Origin of the sequence: Neobacillus sp. PS2-9, assembly GCF_030915525.1 — a bacterium.
Classification (GTDB): Bacteria; Bacillota; Bacilli; order Bacillales; family Cytobacillaceae; genus Neobacillus.
On record NZ_CP133269.1, the window covers coordinates 4,787,024 to 4,804,876 of the forward strand.

General features: G+C 40.3%; 18 protein-coding genes. 8 read left to right on the forward strand and 10 right to left on the reverse strand.

The window, feature by feature from the left end; translation table 11 throughout:
* Nucleotides 1-5 precede the first annotated feature (5 nt).
* Complete coding sequence (locus RCG25_RS23950; RefSeq protein WP_308081305.1) at nucleotides 6-173, reverse strand: hypothetical protein; 168 nt, start codon at nucleotides 171-173, stop codon at nucleotides 6-8.
* Between the two features lie 379 nt (nucleotides 174-552).
* On the opposite strand from RCG25_RS23950, the gene RCG25_RS23955 reads away from it, so the two are divergent.
* Nucleotides 553-2,223: a ribonuclease J gene (locus RCG25_RS23955; protein ID WP_308081306.1), complete on the forward strand. Its 1,671-nt coding sequence runs from the start codon at nucleotides 553-555 to the stop codon at nucleotides 2,221-2,223.
* A gap of 47 nt (nucleotides 2,224-2,270) precedes the next feature.
* On the opposite strand, the gene RCG25_RS23960 is transcribed toward RCG25_RS23955, so the two are convergent.
* Nucleotides 2,271-3,386 carry a mechanosensitive ion channel family protein gene (locus tag RCG25_RS23960; RefSeq protein WP_308081307.1) on the reverse strand — a complete coding sequence of 372 codons (1,116 nt, stop codon included), beginning with the start codon at nucleotides 3,384-3,386 and terminating at the stop codon, nucleotides 2,271-2,273.
* A 514-nt stretch (nucleotides 3,387-3,900) separates the two neighbouring features.
* On the opposite strand from RCG25_RS23960, the gene RCG25_RS23965 reads away from it, so the two are divergent.
* From RCG25_RS23965 to RCG25_RS23975, 3 genes are all read left to right on the forward strand, one after another.
* Nucleotides 3,901-5,361 carry a M20 family peptidase gene (locus RCG25_RS23965; RefSeq protein ID WP_308081308.1) on the forward strand — a complete coding sequence of 487 codons (1,461 nt, stop codon included), beginning with the start codon at nucleotides 3,901-3,903 and terminating at the stop codon, nucleotides 5,359-5,361.
* Nucleotides 5,362-5,505: 144 nt separating this feature from the next.
* Complete coding sequence (locus tag RCG25_RS23970; RefSeq protein ID WP_308081309.1) at nucleotides 5,506-6,471, forward strand: LacI family DNA-binding transcriptional regulator; 966 nt, start codon at nucleotides 5,506-5,508, stop codon at nucleotides 6,469-6,471.
* A gap of 136 nt (nucleotides 6,472-6,607) precedes the next feature.
* Nucleotides 6,608-7,402 carry a Cof-type HAD-IIB family hydrolase gene (locus RCG25_RS23975; RefSeq protein ID WP_308081310.1) on the forward strand — a complete coding sequence of 265 codons (795 nt, stop codon included), beginning with the start codon at nucleotides 6,608-6,610 and terminating at the stop codon, nucleotides 7,400-7,402.
* Between the two features lie 217 nt (nucleotides 7,403-7,619).
* Here the strand turns inward: RCG25_RS23975 and RCG25_RS23980 are convergent, their stop codons facing one another.
* The 3 genes from RCG25_RS23980 to RCG25_RS23990 all read right to left on the reverse strand — a co-directional run bounded on the left by RCG25_RS23980 (nucleotide 7,620) and on the right by RCG25_RS23990 (nucleotide 9,681).
* Complete coding sequence (locus tag RCG25_RS23980; protein WP_308081311.1) at nucleotides 7,620-8,243, reverse strand: histidine phosphatase family protein; 624 nt, start codon at nucleotides 8,241-8,243, stop codon at nucleotides 7,620-7,622.
* A gap of 61 nt (nucleotides 8,244-8,304) precedes the next feature.
* Nucleotides 8,305-8,850, reverse strand: a complete 546-nt coding sequence (locus RCG25_RS23985) for an HXXEE domain-containing protein (RefSeq protein WP_308081312.1) — start codon at nucleotides 8,848-8,850, stop codon at nucleotides 8,305-8,307.
* A gap of 33 nt (nucleotides 8,851-8,883) precedes the next feature.
* Nucleotides 8,884-9,681, reverse strand: coding sequence for an MBL fold metallo-hydrolase (locus tag RCG25_RS23990; RefSeq protein WP_308081313.1), 798 nt, complete (start codon nucleotides 9,679-9,681; stop codon nucleotides 8,884-8,886).
* A 147-nt stretch (nucleotides 9,682-9,828) separates the two neighbouring features.
* On the opposite strand from RCG25_RS23990, the gene RCG25_RS23995 reads away from it, so the two are divergent.
* On the forward strand, nucleotides 9,829-10,425 hold the full coding sequence (locus RCG25_RS23995; protein WP_374121096.1) for a DedA family protein: 597 nt from the start codon (nucleotides 9,829-9,831) through the stop codon (nucleotides 10,423-10,425).
* Nucleotides 10,426-10,722: 297 nt separating this feature from the next.
* Here RCG25_RS23995 and RCG25_RS24000 read toward each other — a convergent pair whose 3' ends face one another.
* Together RCG25_RS24000 and RCG25_RS24005 are read right to left on the reverse strand one after the other, a co-directional pair.
* A complete protein-coding gene (locus RCG25_RS24000; protein ID WP_308081315.1) occupies nucleotides 10,723-11,478 on the reverse strand; it encodes an NRDE family protein in 756 nt (251 codons plus the stop codon).
* A 43-nt stretch (nucleotides 11,479-11,521) separates the two neighbouring features.
* Nucleotides 11,522-11,992 carry a DinB family protein gene (locus tag RCG25_RS24005; RefSeq protein ID WP_308084265.1) on the reverse strand — a complete coding sequence of 157 codons (471 nt, stop codon included), beginning with the start codon at nucleotides 11,990-11,992 and terminating at the stop codon, nucleotides 11,522-11,524.
* Between the two features lie 231 nt (nucleotides 11,993-12,223).
* Between RCG25_RS24005 and RCG25_RS24010 the strand changes: the two genes are divergently transcribed.
* From RCG25_RS24010 to RCG25_RS24020, 3 genes are all read left to right on the forward strand, one after another.
* Nucleotides 12,224-12,397, forward strand: coding sequence for a DUF3934 domain-containing protein (locus RCG25_RS24010; protein WP_308081316.1), 174 nt, complete (start codon nucleotides 12,224-12,226; stop codon nucleotides 12,395-12,397).
* Between the two features lie 132 nt (nucleotides 12,398-12,529).
* Entirely contained in the window at nucleotides 12,530-12,763 is a 234-nt protein-coding gene (locus RCG25_RS24015; RefSeq protein ID WP_308081317.1) for a hypothetical protein, read from the forward strand.
* A 555-nt stretch (nucleotides 12,764-13,318) separates the two neighbouring features.
* Nucleotides 13,319-13,852, forward strand: a complete 534-nt coding sequence (locus RCG25_RS24020) for a phosphatase PAP2 family protein (protein WP_308081318.1) — start codon at nucleotides 13,319-13,321, stop codon at nucleotides 13,850-13,852.
* 86 nt (nucleotides 13,853-13,938) lie between these two features.
* Here RCG25_RS24020 and RCG25_RS24025 read toward each other — a convergent pair whose 3' ends face one another.
* The 3 genes from RCG25_RS24025 to RCG25_RS24035 form a co-directional block, all read right to left on the reverse strand.
* Nucleotides 13,939-15,321, reverse strand: a complete 1,383-nt coding sequence (locus tag RCG25_RS24025) for an L-cystine transporter (protein ID WP_308081319.1) — start codon at nucleotides 15,319-15,321, stop codon at nucleotides 13,939-13,941.
* Nucleotides 15,322-15,533: 212 nt separating this feature from the next.
* Nucleotides 15,534-16,955, reverse strand: a complete 1,422-nt coding sequence (locus RCG25_RS24030; RefSeq protein WP_308081320.1) for a sigma-54 interaction domain-containing protein — start codon at nucleotides 16,953-16,955, stop codon at nucleotides 15,534-15,536.
* Between the two features lie 100 nt (nucleotides 16,956-17,055).
* Nucleotides 17,056-17,841: a 3-hydroxybutyrate dehydrogenase gene (locus RCG25_RS24035; RefSeq protein ID WP_308081322.1), complete on the reverse strand. Its 786-nt coding sequence runs from the start codon at nucleotides 17,839-17,841 to the stop codon at nucleotides 17,056-17,058.
* Nucleotides 17,842-17,853: the final 12 nt, after the last annotated feature.

The following is a 17,853-nucleotide window of genomic DNA, read 5'->3' on the forward strand; positions in this document are numbered from 1 at the left end:
TATAATTATTTTTCTTTCAAAACAAAGTTCGAGATAATTAAAATTATTAACCCAAAAATACCAATTGTTAAAATAAATGGAGAATGATTTCCTTTAAGAAAAAAAATAGATAATAAAATCAAAATAAGGCCAACAGTTCTAACAATAATATTTGTATTTTTGGCAACTTTCACGTTATCCCTCCTGCACATTTCTATTTCATAATACCTTAATGGAATAAATAAATTTAGTCCACACAAAATGGAAGATTATTTACTATTTTTAGTTAACTATACAATAGTAATATTCCTTCAGCAACAATAATCGCAATAGTCGTTAAACAGTAGCAGCCGGCAAAAGAAAATAAATATATCATGAATAAGGATGCTTTAATTGTTACTTCAAGGTTTAAGAAGGGAGTGTTCTCCGATGAGACAGCAGTAGAACATCTTGAAAATGAAATGCATACCATAACCGTTTTTCTTTAGCTAAGTTTAGTCTTCTTAACATAAATAAAGTCATTTTTGTAGGGAATACTACTCCTATTTAGTTAAAAAGTGGGAGGATTTTCAATTGACTAATCAAAATACCCTATCCATTTTCGCTTTAGGCGGAATCAATGAAATCGGAAAAAACATGTATGTAGTTCAATATGCAGATGATATTATCATTATCGACTGCGGTGGTAAGTTTCCCGATGAGAGTCTATTAGGGATTGACTTGATTATCCCCGATATAACCTATTTAGAAGAAAATAGAGAAAAGATACGCGCTTTAGTGGTCACTCATGGACACGAGGATCATATCGGCGGCGTTCCTTACTTTTTAAAAAAATTAAATGTACCGATCTATGCCACCAATTTCACCTTAGGGCTAATCGAATTAAAGTTAGAGGAGCACCGGCTGATGAGGGATACGAAGCTCATCCCTGTTAACGCTGATTCAAAACTTGAGTTCGGGCAAGTTCAGGTTTCATTTTTTAAAGTAAGCCACAGCATCCCTGACTGTCTTGGGATTGTGCTTCACACACCTGAAGGAAATGTCGTTCATACAGGCGACTTCAAATTTGACCTGACACCTGCTAATAACCAATATGCGGATATTCATAAAATGGCTGAGATTGGTCGAAAGGGTGTGTTGGCCTTGATATCAGAAAGTACCAATGCCGAGCGAACTGGACTCACCCCTTCTGAACGAATGGTAGGCAGTCATATGGACGAAGCTTTTATGAAGGCAGAAGGGAAAATTATAGTTTCTACGTTTGCTTCGAATGTGAATCGGGTACAGCAGGTTGTTGATTCGGCCATCAAGACGAACCGCAAGCTTGCCTTACTTGGCCGGAGCATGGTAAATGTCGTAGATGTGGCGATCGAACGAGGGTATTTAAATGTTCCAGAGGGAATGCTGATTGAGCCGCGTGAGGTCGACCGATTAGCTCCAGAAAAAGTAGCGATCCTTTGTACAGGGAGTCAAGGAGAACCACTGGCTGCACTTTCACGACTTTCTAGCGGCAACTACCGGGATGTCGCCATTTACCCTGGGGATACGGTCGTTTTAGCTGCCTCTCCGATACCGGGTAATGAAAAGGATGTATCACGAATTATCGACAACCTGTTTCAACTTGGGGCTAAAGTCATTTATGGCTCTGGCAGCACCACAGGTATGCATGTGTCCGGCCATGGCTATCAGGAAGACTTGAAGCTGATGCTCACCTTAATGCAGCCTACGTATTTCATTCCGATCCACGGTGAATATCGCATGCTGCATCATCATCGCATGTTAGCCGAATCGATTGGAGTAGAGAAAAACAATACCTTTATTATTAAAAATGGCGATGTGGTCGATATCGAAAACGGAGCGGCACGCCAGACTCGAAAGGTGCCATCAGGAGATACGTATGTAGATGGCATAAGCGTCGGCGATGTTGGTGCGATTGTATTACGCGACCGAAAGCAGCTATCTGAGGATGGAATGCTGGTCGTTGTTTTAACATTAAGTAAGGCCGAGCGAAAAATCATTTCTGGGCCTGATACGATAACTCGTGGGTTCGTATTTGTAAAAAATTCCGAGGATCTAATCAAGGAAGTGAACCAGCTCGTTCGAAAAACAGTCAATGATCTACAAGATGAAAATGTCCGCCAATGGAATATCATCAAACAAAACATTAAGAAATCCGTTGGCCAATACCTATTCGCTCAAACCAAAAGAAAACCAATGATATTACCTATCATCATTGAAATATAAAAAGGTGTCAGGCACCATTGTGAAAATTTCACATGGTGCCTGACACCCTAATCTAGAGAACCCACGGTTTGAAATACTTCATTTGCTTCTGGCTTGACGTAAATTGTTCGGCTTGGGAAGGCAACTTCTACGCCCTCTTCCTCTAAAATTCCCATAATCTCTAAATTGATATCATGTTTGATTCTCACGTGTTCGGCCCAAACAATCGTATTGGTGAAGAAATAGATAAGAATATCGAGACTGCTATCATTATAATGATCAAATGCAACCATGATCGTATCCGGATGAATGTCTTCATGCTCCTTTAACATGTCTTCGATCCTCTGAACCACTCTGACAATTTGGTCTTTCGTCGTTTTATAGTTAATGCCTAGGTGGAAATTGATCCGCCGTTTTCCCATTCGACTCCAGTTGGTAATCGGTTCGTTTGCAAGGGTTGAATTGGGAACGGTAACGAGTGCTTGACTAAATGTTCTCACTTTCGTACTTCGGAAATTTATATCTTCTACTGTCCCCTCCACGCTAGGGGTTAAAATCCATTCTCCAATTGAAAAAGGTTTCTCTGTGACAATGACGATTCCACCAATTAGGTTTCCTACCGCTTCTTTTGCAGCTAAAGCAAAAGCCAGCCCCCCTAAACCAAGACCTGCTACCAATCCATTTACATCATAATTAAATTCCTGACCAATAATCGTGATACTAATCGCAATCAGGATGACACGGATGGTTCTTGAAATAAACGGGAGCAGAATTAAATCTATTTTATTGTTGATTTTCTGATTCACACTGATTAAGATCCCCGAAGTAGGTGAGGACAAATTAAACAATCCCCAAGTAATCAACACAATAACCATTGATCGTAAAAATTTTAAAAACAACGCATTATGTTGTTCGACAAACGGGAAGTAATCCATTGCCACATACAAACCTACGATGATAAAAGCCCATCCTAAAGGACGTTCAAAACTTAAAAAGATTTGTGTAAAGAAGTCAGTTGGTGTTTTTCTAGACAGCTTTAGAATCAACTGAAACACATACTTAGTAAATAGGTTTCTAAATAGGATAAACACCAGCAAAATCCCGATAGAAATCCCCAAATCTTTTAACATATCATAGTCTAATGCCGACATTGAAAAAGCCAGTACAAATGAATCCATAGACATTCTAAAGATACCTCTCTTTTATTACATTTTTAAAGGATCTGTTAAACTTGTCTGTTGATTTCCGCTCCAGGTGCGAGCGGTTCGTGGGCGTTTCGGCGAGCCTCCTCGGCGCTTGCGCCTGCGGGGTCTCCCCTGAACCGTACTCCCACAGGAGTCTTCGCACCTTCCGCTCCAATCAACAGGGTATAAAAATCAACATTATTCTTTAACAGAGCTTTTTTAAAACAATACATCCACATATCTTAAATCTTAAAACTAAATATTTGAATACGGCAAAAGTCATGGATTTATTCATAGAGCATGGGCTTATTAACCCTTCTAAATCAGACTGGCTAGCTCTTTTTCCATCGGCTTTGGGAGTTATAAACCTCTCTTATCGACCGGTTAACTGTTTTTCTAACGGTTTCGGGAGATTAAACGTCCCTATTTACCCTTAATTTTTTCTAATTATTTATACTATTCTAGCAAATGCTGTAATATGAAATTATAAATAGAGTTGATGGGGGATGTTTCTATGAAAAAGAGAAAGCTGGCTTCACTTATAATCGTTGGTTTATTACTTTTATTTTTTATTGTAACCGGTTTCAATGCACTAACTTTAAAATCAAAGCAACCCTCTCCTATGCCAGTCAAAACAGTGATTAACCAGGATGAAGCAGTCGCGCATCTATCAAAAGCCATCACGTTCAAAACCGTTTCCTACCAAGACCGCAGTAAATTTGATTTCAGTGAGTTTACTAAGTTTATTGATTTTTTACAGGAAACCTTTCCTGCCGTTTACAAAAACTTAGAATTTGAAAAAGTGAATGATTATGCCCTGGTCTATAAATGGAAAGGCAGTGATTCTAGCAAACTTCCCATCGGATTAACAAGCCATTATGATGTGGTCCCCGTGTTAACAGGAACCGAAGCCAATTGGGAGCAGGACCCTTTTAGCGGTAAGGTGGTCGACGAAAAGATTTGGGGCCGGGGGACATTGGATGACAAGATTGGCGTCATTGGTATTTTACAAGCAGTCGATTATCTATTAGCAGAGGGCTTCAAGCCGGACCGCGACATGTATTTCATGTTTGGGTTTGATGAGGAGATCGGCGGGGATGAAGGAGCGAGTGCTATTGTAAACACCTTAAAAGAGAGAGGAATTACGTTTGACTATGTGTTAGACGAAGGTGGGGCGATTGTCGAAAACATGGTGCCTGGTGTTAAGCAGCCAGTCGGCGTTGTCGGCATCTCAGAAAAAGGCTCTGCCACTGCAGAATTAACCATTGAAGGCAGTGGTGGACACTCGTCGCAGCCGAAGGATCATACCAATATCGGACGAATCTCCAGTGCCATCAGCAAATTAGAAGATACCCAGTTTAAAGGTGACCTGAGGGGTCCTGGAGAAGACATGTTTGAGTTTGTAGCACCCGAAATGAGCTTTGGAATGAAATATGTATTTGCCAACAAAGGAATTTTTGAACCGGTGATTGAAAAAATCTTATTGCAGCAGCCAGCATCCGCTGCCTTAATTCGAACCACCATTGCCCCCACCATTTTTCAAGCGGGTGAACAATACAATGCCTTGCCAGAAAAGGCTTCCGCCATTATTAACCTTCGGGTGATGCCTGGTGATTCTTTAGCCGCAGTGAAAAAATTCATTGAAGATACGATTGATGATGAAGATATTAAAGTGACGATCACTGGCACTGAAGCCTCCAAGGTATCATCAGTGGACGGCTGGCAATTTAAGTCGATACAGCAGGCAGCGAGAAATGTTTATCAAGATGCAGTGGTTGCGCCTTACTTAATGTTTGCGGGATCAGATGCACGGCAATATGACTCAATCTCAAAAAACACCTATCGTTTCTTGCCTGTACAAATTACTTCTGAGGATCTCAACCGGATGCATGGCACTAACGAGCATGTCAGCATCGAAAACTACATGAACGCCATTAAGTTTTATGTGGAAGTGATGAAAGAGGCAAATAAATAATGTGTTAAGAGGTGCCTGACCTTGAAATGGCACCTCTTTTTTATTCATCACTACTCACCTTGGCCTCCTGTCTCCCCTTTTCCTGTAAACTTAGCTATAATAACAAAAATGATGAAAAGCACCAGGAATAGGAGTTGGTTGCTTATGACAAACATTAGGGATCTCGCCAAAATGGCTGGCGTTTCTGTGACTACTGTGTCACGCGTGTTAAATCAGCACCCATATGTAAGTGAAGAAAAGCGAAAAGCGGTGTTAGAAGCCATCGAACAAACGAATTATCAGCAAAATATCAATGCGGTCCATTTAAGCATGGGGAAGACCTTTCTTGTAGGTGTCGTTGTTCCTTATATTGACCATCCCTATTTCTCTTTGCTGGTGAAGGGAATGGCAAGTGAGGCCTTGGAGAATAACTACAAACTTGTTCTCTTTCAAACGAACTACGTGGAGGCGAAGGAATTAGAGGCCTTACAAATGTTGAAACAAAAACAAATTGATGCACTAATCATTTGTTCTCGAAAATCCAACTGGACAACTATCTCAGAGCACCTTCCCTATGGACCCATTATTTTATGTGAAGATACGAGGGGAAAGCAAATTTCATCCACCTTTGTGGACCACTATAAAAGCTTCACGACTGCACTAAACTATTTGTTTGAAAAAGGGCATCACAAAATCGGGTATTGTATTGGTCGTAAATCGGGTACAAACAGTAGACACAGAGAAAACGCATTTAAAGATTTTGTAGCTAATCACAAGTTACCTTATAATCCAGCCTATATTTTTGACCACTGTTTGCATTTTGAGGATGGGGAACGAGTCATAGAGAAGATGACTGAGATGCCGGACCCGCCGTCCGCTCTGTTGGTGACCAGTGATGAGGTCGCAGCAGGTATTGTTACCTGTGCTCAGACTCGTGAAATATCTATACCTGGGGACCTGGCCCTTATCGGCTTCAACAACCAGCCGATTGCGAAAATGATGAAGATCACGACAATGGAAATACCGCTTGTGGATATTGGCAGAAAACTATTTCTTCAAGGTATAGACCACAATGACCAAGTTTCCTATCAAGAAATACCTGTTACCTTAATTGAACGTAAGACGGTTTAATTATTTTTCTAAAATCTCTTGACCTGAAACGCGTTTCATACAATATTCTGTTTTTGCAAAGCCTTCAGCACCTGGTCCGCGTGATCGGGCAACCGAGCGTTAGGGCTGGTGCTGTAGTACTCTCGGAGGTGTTACCATGCAAAAAACCATTGTATTTTTCGATATTGATGGAACGATTTTAAATGAAGATAAAGTGATTCCAGAGTCCACGAAGACTGCCATTCGTCTGCTTCAGGAAAAAGGAATTCATACGGCGATTGCTACTGGGCGGGTTCCCAAAATGTTTTATTGGATTCTGAAGGAATTAAATATTGATTCCTATGTAGCGATGAATGGACAGTATGTTGTGTTTGAGGGACAGGAGATTTACTCGAATCCTATTGATTCAGATATTCTGCAATCTTTATCGGCCATGACTTCAAGCAACGGTCATGCCTTAGCGTATTGCAGCCACCTGGACTACAAGGTAAGTGAACCAAACCATCCGTTTATAGAATCTAGCTTTGATTCTTTGATGATGGCATACCCTGAAGTGGATCCAAAGTATTTTAAGCGGTGGTCTATTTATCAAGGACATCTATACTGTGAAGCCCAATATGAACAAATGTATGCGGAACGTTTCCCGGAATTTAGTTTCGTGAAATGGCATGATTATGCGTACGACATCCTTCCAAAAGGAGCTTCCAAGGCCGTTGGTATTCAGAAGATGCTTGAGGCATTAGAGATGAAAATGGAGCATAGCTATGCCTTTGGAGATGGATTGAACGACTTGGAGATGCTTTCTACTGTGGGAACCGGAGTTGCTATGGGGAATGCCGTTCCTGAGGCAAAAGCAATTGCGAATTTAGTGACAACCTCTAATTGTAATGATGGCATCCTCCATGGATTGATTCAGCTTGGACTTTTAGAGGAAGAGCTTGCGGTCAATTAGAAAAGCGCAAGCGCCTTGGTCAGCCCCGACAGACAAATGTTCTTCGGCAAGAAAAGTCCGCCTTTTGACTTTTATTGCCGAAGGTTATTTGACCCGAGGGGCTAGGCGCTGGAGCTGGACAATTCTCGAAGTCGATTTTTATACTTCTTATAATGTAAAATTCAAGTGCCCCTTCTGTCTGAAGGAGCCCTTTTGTGGTGTCAGGCACCATTTTCCATTAATTTACTGAAGGAACAAAAATCTTTTCATACTCGTAGTCGCCTTTGTTTTCGTTTATTTTGATAACCGACGCATTTTCTACGGGCTTAAAGCCAGTTAATTCCTCTATTGGCCAATTCATCAGGAAGGTTAGGAGCATCTGAATAAAAGCTGCGTGCGTGACGATGACAACATTTTCATACCGTTGCTGCCGCTTTACACGCTCTATGACGGTGTGCATGAACATCGTTGCGCGTAAGTACACATCGGCCAGTGACTCCCCATTTTCATAGCGAAAATAAAATTGGCCTGCTGCTTTGAATTCCTTCTTTTTCTCTGGTGGGCGATTGCTAAAGTCATAAAGATTCCCTAATTCCCACTCTCTTATTAAAGGATTCTCGAAAAAAGGAACCTGTTCTGGCAAGTGAGTATGAACTGCTTGCGCTGTTTGAATCGTCCGTAAGTAAGGAGAACTGTATACCACTGTCTTTTCATTTAGTAGGGATTTCATAAATTCAGCCGTTTTTCGAACTTGATGAAACCCTAGATCCGTCAACGAATGCTGTGAATCATGGGTATGCGCCATCACTGTTCGATCAATATTATGTTCAGACTCCCCATGCCGGATTACGTATAAATTCAACTCTCTCCACCCCTTAACAATTTGTCCCTATAAAATACTACTACCTAATAAACTATTAAATTCATCTTTTTACAGAAGGAAGTAATTTAGGGGCTATTCTATGCCCGATGAATACGATAAAAATCGTGACTAAACCGTAAGGAGCATTTAAAACGATATCCCTAAAATTAATAATCTCATCCTGAAGAAGCCGGTAAAATAGATATAGTGAGTAAGGTACGGTGATCAAAATGGCCGTCCCCACACCTAATGCATATGTTCGAAAAAAGAGAGACTGCCCAATATGCGTGAATACATGAAGAAACAAGAGAACATTAAATCCGACCACTAACCCATATAATTGCTGCTCCACTGCCAAATAAGCTGCGATTATATACATGACAAGTTGCAATACAACAGGGATGGAAAATCTGGCTGCCGTTGTGTGTGACATTCCCTCAAATAAGCCTCTTGCCCTTAATGGTACCCGTTTGATTACCTTAGCATAGTTTTTCTGAAACCAAGCTTCTACAAAAATGATTTCTTCAAAATCATGTAGTAAAAATGTAAGCGGAAATAACCAAATGACCGTTTCTATACTTAGATTCGTATTAAGCCATTCCAACATGCTCTCACATCTCCACTTTCTTCAACTTAAAAACTATCGATTCTCTATATATTCGATAATCTTTTGAAAATCCCCTTTTGTTCCAACTGTTCCATGTCCAGGAATGGCTGTTTCAATATCCATTTCTTCTAACTTCCTCAAAATCTGAATCCAGTTCTCGGGATTTGACTCCTCAAACAGGGATGGCTGTGAATTCACAAATAACAAATCACCCATGAATGCTACTTTTTCCTCTGGAATATAAAGGACGGAATCACAGTGGGAATGACCGCCACCCAATGTAAATAGACGAGCGCTTCTTTCGCTTCCTGTAAAAGTGATTTCATCTGTAAATGTCTGATGAGGTAACACTAATTCCAATGTGGGTAAAGACACTTCCATTTCGCGTAAAAAATGAATCTGCTGCTGTAATTTTTCATCGTGTGCCTCTCCTAATTTAAGCTTTAGTGACTGGATATAATTTTTAAGACCTTGGATATCACTTTTCTGTTTATCAATTCTCGCAGGATGAAGGTCCTTCATTTTTCCATAGGTGGATTGACTCGAAATAATGGTACTTTCCTTGAAAACCTGGTTCCCTCGGATGTGGTCTCCATGCCAATGACTATTAATCACCCATGTGACAGGCCGCTTCGTTACTTGTATAGCCATTTTCTTTAAGTCTTCCGCTGCTTGTTGGGTGTTAAAGGTATCAAACACAAGGGTCTGACCCCCTAAATCCACAAACCCGGCGTTTCCGACTGCACCACCGCCTTCTTTTGCGATGGCCGCATATATTCCGTTCCGGACTTTTTCGAGAGTAAAATGTTTGCTATGAAATTTTTCTAGCATATTTTTCTTACTTCTCCTTCATTGAGTTATTGTTAACATATAAGCTTTTCTTACATTATTTTTTATAATTGGTGAAAAATAATATAGGAAAGTGTATTTTAATAAGTATGTAAATATGTTGTGGCAGACAATTAGTAGGGATGTGTAATAGTGCAATCTTTGAATCATCTCATTGGACATTATGGATATTTTGGTATCATTATTGCTTTAATTGGTGGGATTGTAGGACTCCCCATACCGGATGAGGTTTTGCTTACTTTTGTTGGCTATAATGTTTTTCAGGAGAAAATGTCATATTTCCCCTCCCTTTTATGTGCTTTTATCGGTGCATTCGGCGGTATTACGCTAAGTTATCTTTTAGGGATTAAATTAGGTCTCCCATTCTTACACAGGTTTGGACCAAAGCTTCATATAACGGAAGAAAGAGTGAATAAAACTAGGAAATTATTTATGAAGTTCGGGCCCTTTCTGCTGATCATCGGCTACTTTATTCCTGGTGTAAGGCATGTGACGGCCTATCTTGCGGGGATTAATAATTACTCTTATAAAAAGTTTGCCATATTTGCTTATTTAGGTGCCATGACCTGGTGCTTTACGTTTATTACTCTTGGAAGAGTGTTAGGCGAAAATTGGATTCATGTCGGCGCCTATTTTTCTAAATATAGTTTCTATTTATTCTTCCTTTTCCTTCTTGGATGTATTTTATTTTTTACCTTTCGGAGGAAGAAAAGAGTTTTGAGCTAAATAATAATCAAACGTTTGATTAGTTTTTCTAAACTCACCATCTTGTATAGGCAACTTTTAATCAAACGTTTGATTAGTTTTTCTAAACCCACCATTTTGTATAGGCAATATTTAATCAAACGTTTGATTAGTTTTTCGAATCCCGCCTTCTTGTATAGACAACTTTTAATCAAACGTTTGATTAGTTTTTCGAATCCCGCCTTCTTGTATAGACAACTTTTAATCAAACGTTTGATTAGTTTTTCGAATCCCGCCTTCTTGTATAGACAACTTTTAATCAAACGTTTGATTAGTTTTTTAAAGGTCCACCTTATAGCTCCGTTCACTTACCTCTCCATCAGAAAATACCCGCTCCACATATTCCATTTCTTTTACCGATAATAATAAAACGGTTGAACTCCGTGTCCCATAGTGTTCGCTTTGAATAAACAATGGAGAAAGTAACCTTTCCCACTCTAACGATACGCCTGTGTTTGGAAGAGATTCATCTAGGGCAGGATCTGCATGTTGAAGAAGCAACATTAACTCCTCAACCAGGTTTTCTCGAGCCCCTGTGATGATTTGGGACAGACCTTCCTTTCCTCTTTCCACCTTCGGCCATTCCGTATTTAACAAATGGTTACTGACACCATAGATGCCAGGCTCCAGCTTTTGAAGCTCCTGCCCATTATTTGAATAATAATAGAGCTCTTTCGCATCACCCGCTAATAAGTTATAACCTGGATACTGCTGTTTACGATTATCTAACCCCTGCATGTACTCCTTCAAATCGCCATTATATTTTAAAGCATTTGCCACTAATTCCCCGCGGGATTGCTTACCTGTGGTTACTTCCTTTGGATTGCGATAATTAGTTAACGCTGCAAATCTTCCAGAAGTGGTAACTCCCATCCACGTACCCATCTTCTCTAAATCCCGGCCTGCAAGGATGGTAGGATCGTCCTCCCAGTAGTGAATGGGTGCAGTAGGACGCCGATAAAATTCATCACGGTTAGCGGCGACAATCAATGGACATTGTGGATGAATCTTGTAAGCAAATAATATTAAACACATGGACGATCACTGCCCTTTTTGAAAAATAAATTACTTTGTACTTCTATTTAATTGATTCCTTACGCTTCCGAAACATCTTTGTAATCAGGCGTATTTGCCCTCTGTGACTCAGTTCATCCTCAAACACATGAAACCACTTAAAGTAATTATTAGCAGGACGATCCCACCAAAACGGCGCTTGTTCAAATAGCCATTCGTCTGGCAGCGTTTTAAATGTTGCAATCGTCTCGTTTCTCACCTGTTCTAATTTTTTAAGGTAGTATTCAAGCGGGTTTCCTTTAATCTGATCTCTAGCATTTTTTCCTAAATCTAATGCAGGATTAAGAGCACTTTCCTCTTCATCTGTTAGGTCCCGGTTTTCAAACGTTACAATCTGGTACGTTCTTTCAACCGAAGCCAGGTGTGCTAATAGCATTCCAATGGAATTAGCTTCTTCATCAAAGAGAAAGTCTAGCTCTTCTACGGTTAAGTTTTTTACTGCATCTAAGGTTGTTTGCCTGGTATAGTTCATCATGGATACCAATTTACTAAATTCCAAACCTAAGCCGTCTTTTTTGTCGATTACATATAAAGTTTTATTATCAAAATTCAATCCTACCCCTCCAATTGGGAAAATAATGCAATACTACTATTCGACTTTTTTGAAGAAAAACCTTTAATTACGGTGTAATTATGTATTCACGCTAAATCGTGTTAAACTAACCAACGACATATATAAATTTTATTTAAAAAATGGAGTGGTTAGATGAGTAAAGCAAAAGCAAAAGCGAAAAGTGGAATAGGTAGGGGTACAGGTAAGAAAGGCTGGAACCGTTGGCAAACTAGCGCTAATAAAGCAAAAAACGCCAAGCCTTATGTCAGCAAAGGGACTAAAAGAGCAGCGGATGCAAAAAATGCTGATCAAACTTCCGATAAATAGTTGTCTTAACCTTTTTAGTTGGTAGTCGTTGTGATCAGTACGTGCCAGTAATTCTCATTTGAATCCTTTGATGAATACTTACCGTATTGGAAATGCTAATGAACGATATAACCAACTTAGGGGGTATTTGTAATGTCAGAACTAGAGCCTTTGGAATACGAAACAGGCACCGCGATCCGTGATTATGACATCATCGATATTACATCAACTGCAACTGGCTATGATGTACTGCTTGATATTAACTTAGATAGTGGGTATTCATTAACAAGAACCAAATTAGAAATTACCCATGAGGATTTACAAGGATATGAAACAAGTGAGATTGAAGAAGGTATTAAATATGCTTTAGGATTTTTTGGACAATAGGATTGTGTCCTTTCTAACCTTTTTACTGTTTCTTTGTTAACGGTTGGTGTTGTTTTAGGAATACCTGATTTAGCTCTTTACATTCTTTCATCACATTGGTCACGTATGGCCTTTTCCTTCGTGACCCTTTATTCGGTTCTATTACTGTTTGAGTAACGTAAAACCTTCCTACGTTACCCTCTGCCTCTTCTTTTTTCTGTTTGGGGCACGTAAAACCTTCCTACGTTACCCTCTGCCTCTTCTTTTTTCTGTTTGGGGCACGTAAAACCTTCCTACGTTACCCTCTGCCTCTTCTTTTTCTGTTTGGGGCACGTAGACCCTTTCTACGTTACCGTCTACCTCTTCTTTTTCTGTTTGGGGCACGTAGACTCTTTCTATGTTACCCATCGCCTCTTCTTTTTTCTGGTTCGGGCACGTAGAACCTTCTTACGGACCGTTTATAGCATTGCTGTATAACCTAGCTTTAACTATATATAATCTTTACACGCTCTTAACATAAGGTTAAGAAATCCCCTCTTTATTTTTAATACAATTAAAGTAAAGGGGGGCGGAAAAATGACTAGAGAACTACTTGAATTGTTTTATGGCTTTGATTGTCGAGTGCTGCAGAAGGTAAATCACCATTTTGATAAAAAGCTATTAAATCTCTTTTTTCGTTTGGTCACACGTTTAGGAGGAGCAGATCTTACAATCGCTTCAACATTGATTCTCATTCTTTTATCATCAGGAGAGGCCAAATTAACGGCTATCAGCAGCGCACTGGCATTATCAGCGAGTCATATACCTGTCCATATTTTGAAAGAGGTACTCCCGCGGAGAAGACCATATGTAAAGATTGAAAAAACAAAAACTCATGAAAATCCATTACAAGACCCTTCTTTTCCTTCGGGGCATACAACAGCTATTTTATCCGTTGTAACACCCTACATCTTATTTGTACCCAACCTATCCTTTATCTTAATCCCTATTGCAGTCCTTGAGGGCATATCAAGAATTTACCTCGGCTTACACTACCCATCAGACGTCCTAGCAGGTGCCTTCCTCGGAACACTAACTGGAGTTATCACCTTTTGCATTTTATGTATCTAAAAAATACAATGTATGGTGTCAGGCACCACGAAAAGACATTTGTCCTCATACAACGTACATTTGTGGTGCCTGACACCTTTTTATTTTTATGCTTCTACAATGTTTGGTTGTTGGTAGGTCTCTTGGTCGAATTCGCCTGTTGCTTTGCTTGTTAGGACGCCTGCAGTCATGGCTCCGCTGACGTTTAGTGCTGTACGGCCCATGTCAATGAGTGGCTCTACTGAGATAAGTAAACCGACTATGGCAATTGGCAGGTTCATAATAGAAAGTACGATCAGGGCTGCAAAGGTAGCACCACCGCCAACACCTGCAACACCAAAGGAGCTAATCGCTACGACCAAGATGAGCGTAAGAATAAAGGAGAGACTGGTTGGGTCGACCCCTGCTGCTGGAGCAACCATAACGGCAAGCATGGCTGGGTAAATCCCCGCACAGCCATTTTGACCAATGGAAAGTCCAAATGAGCCTGCAAAGTTTGCTATCCCTTCAGAAACGCCCAAGTCTTTTGTCTGTGTTTTAATCGTCATTGGTAACGTTCCCGCACTTGTACGTGAAGTAAAGGCAAAGGTTAAGGTAGGAAGGCCCTTTTTCACATAATTTCTTGGGTTTAGTTTAACAAACGATAACAGTAATAGATGGACAATAAACATAACGATAAGCGCCACATAGGAAGCAATGACAAACTTTCCTAATTTAGCAATAGCTTCATAATCACTTGTGGCGGTGACCCTTGTAATAATTGCTAAAATGCCATACGGTGTGAGGCGAAGAATCAATGTTACTACCCTCATGACAATCGAATACGCCGTATCTATGATCCGCGCGAAAAACTCGCCGTGTTCAGATTCCTTTCGTTTGACTCCAAGATAGGCAACCCCAATAAAGACAGCGAAGATAACAACGGCAATCGTAGAAGTTGGCCGTGCTCCTGTTAAATCCTGAAATGGATTACTCGGAATTAACTCAATAATCTGCTGTGGCAATGTCATACTTTCCACACCGGCCACTCTTTCCTCAAGTTGAGCATTTCTAGCTTTCTCGGCATCTCCCGCGTTTAACTGAATCCCGTCAAGACCAAACCCTAATGCAGATCCAATTCCAACGGCTGCAGAAATAGCTGTCGTACCAAGCAAAATTCCAATCACAAGAAAGCTAATCTTCCCGATATTTTTGGTTAATTTTAATTTAGTAAAAGCGGCAACGATACTAATGAAAACCAGCGGCATAACTACCATTTGCAGTAGCTTAACATAACCATTTCCTACAATGTTAAACCAATCGATGGACCCTGTTGTCACCTCATGTGTGGTGCCATAGATCAGATGGATGATAAAACCAAAAATAATACCTAAGCCTAATGCTGTAAAAACACGTTTAGAAAAAGAGACATGTTTTTTTTGCATCATGAAAAGACCAAACATGAGCGCAAACAAAACAAGGATATTAACAATGATAAGAAGGGCGTTCATTTTACTCCTCCTCTGTAATTGTAAATTTTTCCATCACTTACATTCCAATGAGTCAAGTCGGAATTACAAATGAACAATCCACCAACCATTAAAACCATCAAACGTTTGATATTACATACATATGTACTGTCGGGACATTAAATACCATCGAAGAAAAAAGGTGTCAGGCACCGGCCTTGGACATTTGTCCACGAGCGGTGCCTGACACCCTGCTATTTTATCTCATATATTTTGCATTTTTCGTAGAAGCTGGTTTTTCCTATTTCCAGGAGTTTGGCGGCTTCTTGCTTATTTCCGTTGGTTACATTGAGCGCATTTAGTATGGCCTTTTTTTCTGCATGAGCCAGTGTTTCTTTTAAAGGAACCACCGGTAAGGAAATTTCCTCCAAAGGCTGATTGCTTTCCGTACGGCTCTCGATCTCAGAGGGGCTCTCCGGTTCCAATTCACGTAAATATAATGGCAGGTGAACCAATTCAATGGTTTTCCCATCTAGAACATTGATCGTTCGCTCCAACACATTCTCAAGCTCACGAATGTTTCCCGGCCAGGCATGCTGCATTAATCTTTCTTTTACCCCAGCTGACAACTCTATCCCTTTACGATAAAATCTCCTCTCCAGTTTTTTCAATAAACTGATAGAGATTTGTGGGATATCCTCTTTTCTTTTTCTAAGAGGAGGAATTTCAATTTTTATGACATTCAATCGGTAATATAAGTCCTGACGAAACTTCCCTTCCTCCACCAGCTTCTCTAAATCCCGATGGGTTGCCGCGATGATTCGAACATCAACAGGAATGGACTTTGGAGCTCCGACCCGCTGCACCTCTTTTTCCTGTAAGACTCGCAAAAGCTTGCTTTGCATCGAGAGGGGCATGTCCCCAATTTCATCCAGAAAAAGGGTCCCATTATTGGCAATTTCAAACTGTCCCTTCTTCCCCCCTTTTTTTGCTCCTGTAAAGGCACCTTCTTCATACCCAAACAACTCCGATTCTAGTAAATGTTCAGGAATCGATGCGCAGTTGATGGCCACAAAAGGCAATGATTCTCGCATACTATTATTATGTATGGCGTGGGCAAATAACTCTTTACCCGTCCCAGATTCACCGATTAATAAGACTGATGAGTTACTCTCAGATATTCTTTCTGCTAGTTTTTTCGCTGCTAAAAAAGACTGGCTATTCCCAATTAAGTCGGAGAATTGATACTTACTTTTCAATTCCTTTTCAACTTTTGTTTTATAATATTTCAGTTCTTCTACAAGTCTTTGTATTTTCGTTTTATACATCCGCCATTCCTCTGGTGTACGGAACATGACGGTTCCCAAGGCTCCGACCCTTTCTCCATCCACGATGAGAGGATAGCGGTTAGCAATCATTTCACTACCATTGATGGGGTGCAACGAAGCAAGCTCTTTTTGTCCTGTATTGGCAACGATATGCATGCGGGTATTTTCAATTACCTCTTCCACAGGCCGGTTAATGGCATCCTCCACTGTCGTCCCCAAAAACTCGCAATAAGCCTCATTAATATAAAGAATAATACCCTCTCGATCCACCACTACAATTCGTTCCGCTAATAGATTAATAATTTGCTCATGCCAATTATAGGGGATATTCTCAAATCCTTGGTACATTCTTTTCCCACCCTTACCACACTAGATATATTAATTATACCAAATATACTGACAAAGGGGTCAGACCCCACAATTATGTGGTTCCTGACCCCTTTTTACATTATTGGGCTGTATAGCCACCATCCAGGATGACTGCCTGACCGGTTATTCCTCTTCCTTTATCACTTGCTAAAAAGACGGCATAATCGGCAATTTCCGTAACAGATAATAGCCTTCTTTGAGGAACAAGCGGGAAAATCACTTCTTCAAGTACACGATCTAAGCTGACATTCCTAGTTTTCGCCAAATCCCCTAGTTGGTTTCTCACAAGCGGGGTATCAACATAGCCAGGACATAATGCATTTACAGTGATTCCGTCAGCTGCGCCTTCTAGTGCTGCCACTTTCGTTAAACCAATGACTCCATGTTTGGCACTATTGTAAGCAGCTTTCCCAGCAAAGCCGATGACACCGTTAATGGAAGCCATATTGATGACTCTTCCAAATCCTTGTTTTTTCATAAGTGGAAAAACATGTTTGATACCAACAAACGGTGCAGTTAACATGATTTTGACAAGTAACTCAAATTTTTCAGTTGGGAACTCCTCAATTGGAGACACATACTGCATTCCGGCATTATTGACTAAAATATCAAGGCTTCCAAATGTCTGGTAGGCTAGCTCTAGGCTATTTTTAAAAGCTTCCTCATTTGTTACATCACAAGGGGCAGCTAGCGCTTCAAATCCTTGCTCCCTTAACTCAGCGGCCACTTCTTCGCTCTTGACCGCGTTTAAATCCGAAATAACTACCTTTGCGCCTTCCTGTGCAAAGGTCTTTGCGAGTTCTAATCCAATTCCACTTGCAGATCCAGTAATAAATGCTGTTTTCCCTTCTAATGACTGTTTCATACGAGATCCTCC

Coding starts and splice junctions, on each gene's coding strand:
- RCG25_RS23975 (WP_308081310.1), top strand. CDS start 6,608: ATGCAAAAAACCATTGTATTTTTCGATATTGATGGAACGATTTTAAAT.
- RCG25_RS24000 (WP_308081315.1), bottom strand. CDS start 11,478: ATGTGTTTAATATTATTTGCTTACAAGATTCATCCACAATGTCCATTG.
- RCG25_RS24010 (WP_308081316.1), top strand. CDS start 12,224: ATGAGTAAAGCAAAAGCAAAAGCGAAAAGTGGAATAGGTAGGGGTACA.
- RCG25_RS24020 (WP_308081318.1), top strand. CDS start 13,319: ATGACTAGAGAACTACTTGAATTGTTTTATGGCTTTGATTGTCGAGTG.
- RCG25_RS24015 (WP_308081317.1), top strand. CDS start 12,530: ATGTCAGAACTAGAGCCTTTGGAATACGAAACAGGCACCGCGATCCGT.
- RCG25_RS24035 (WP_308081322.1), bottom strand. CDS start 17,841: ATGAAACAGTCATTAGAAGGGAAAACAGCATTTATTACTGGATCTGCA.
- RCG25_RS23985 (WP_308081312.1), bottom strand. CDS start 8,850: ATGTTGGAATGGCTTAATACGAATCTAAGTATAGAAACGGTCATTTGG.
- RCG25_RS23970 (WP_308081309.1), top strand. CDS start 5,506: ATGACAAACATTAGGGATCTCGCCAAAATGGCTGGCGTTTCTGTGACT.
- RCG25_RS24030 (WP_308081320.1), bottom strand. CDS start 16,955: ATGTACCAAGGATTTGAGAATATCCCCTATAATTGGCATGAGCAAATT.
- RCG25_RS24025 (WP_308081319.1), bottom strand. CDS start 15,321: ATGAACGCCCTTCTTATCATTGTTAATATCCTTGTTTTGTTTGCGCTC.
- RCG25_RS23965 (WP_308081308.1), top strand. CDS start 3,901: ATGAAAAAGAGAAAGCTGGCTTCACTTATAATCGTTGGTTTATTACTT.
- RCG25_RS24005 (WP_308084265.1), bottom strand. CDS start 11,992: ATGATGAACTATACCAGGCAAACAACCTTAGATGCAGTAAAAAACTTA.
- RCG25_RS23990 (WP_308081313.1), bottom strand. CDS start 9,681: ATGCTAGAAAAATTTCATAGCAAACATTTTACTCTCGAAAAAGTCCGG.
- RCG25_RS23960 (WP_308081307.1), bottom strand. CDS start 3,386: ATGTCTATGGATTCATTTGTACTGGCTTTTTCAATGTCGGCATTAGAC.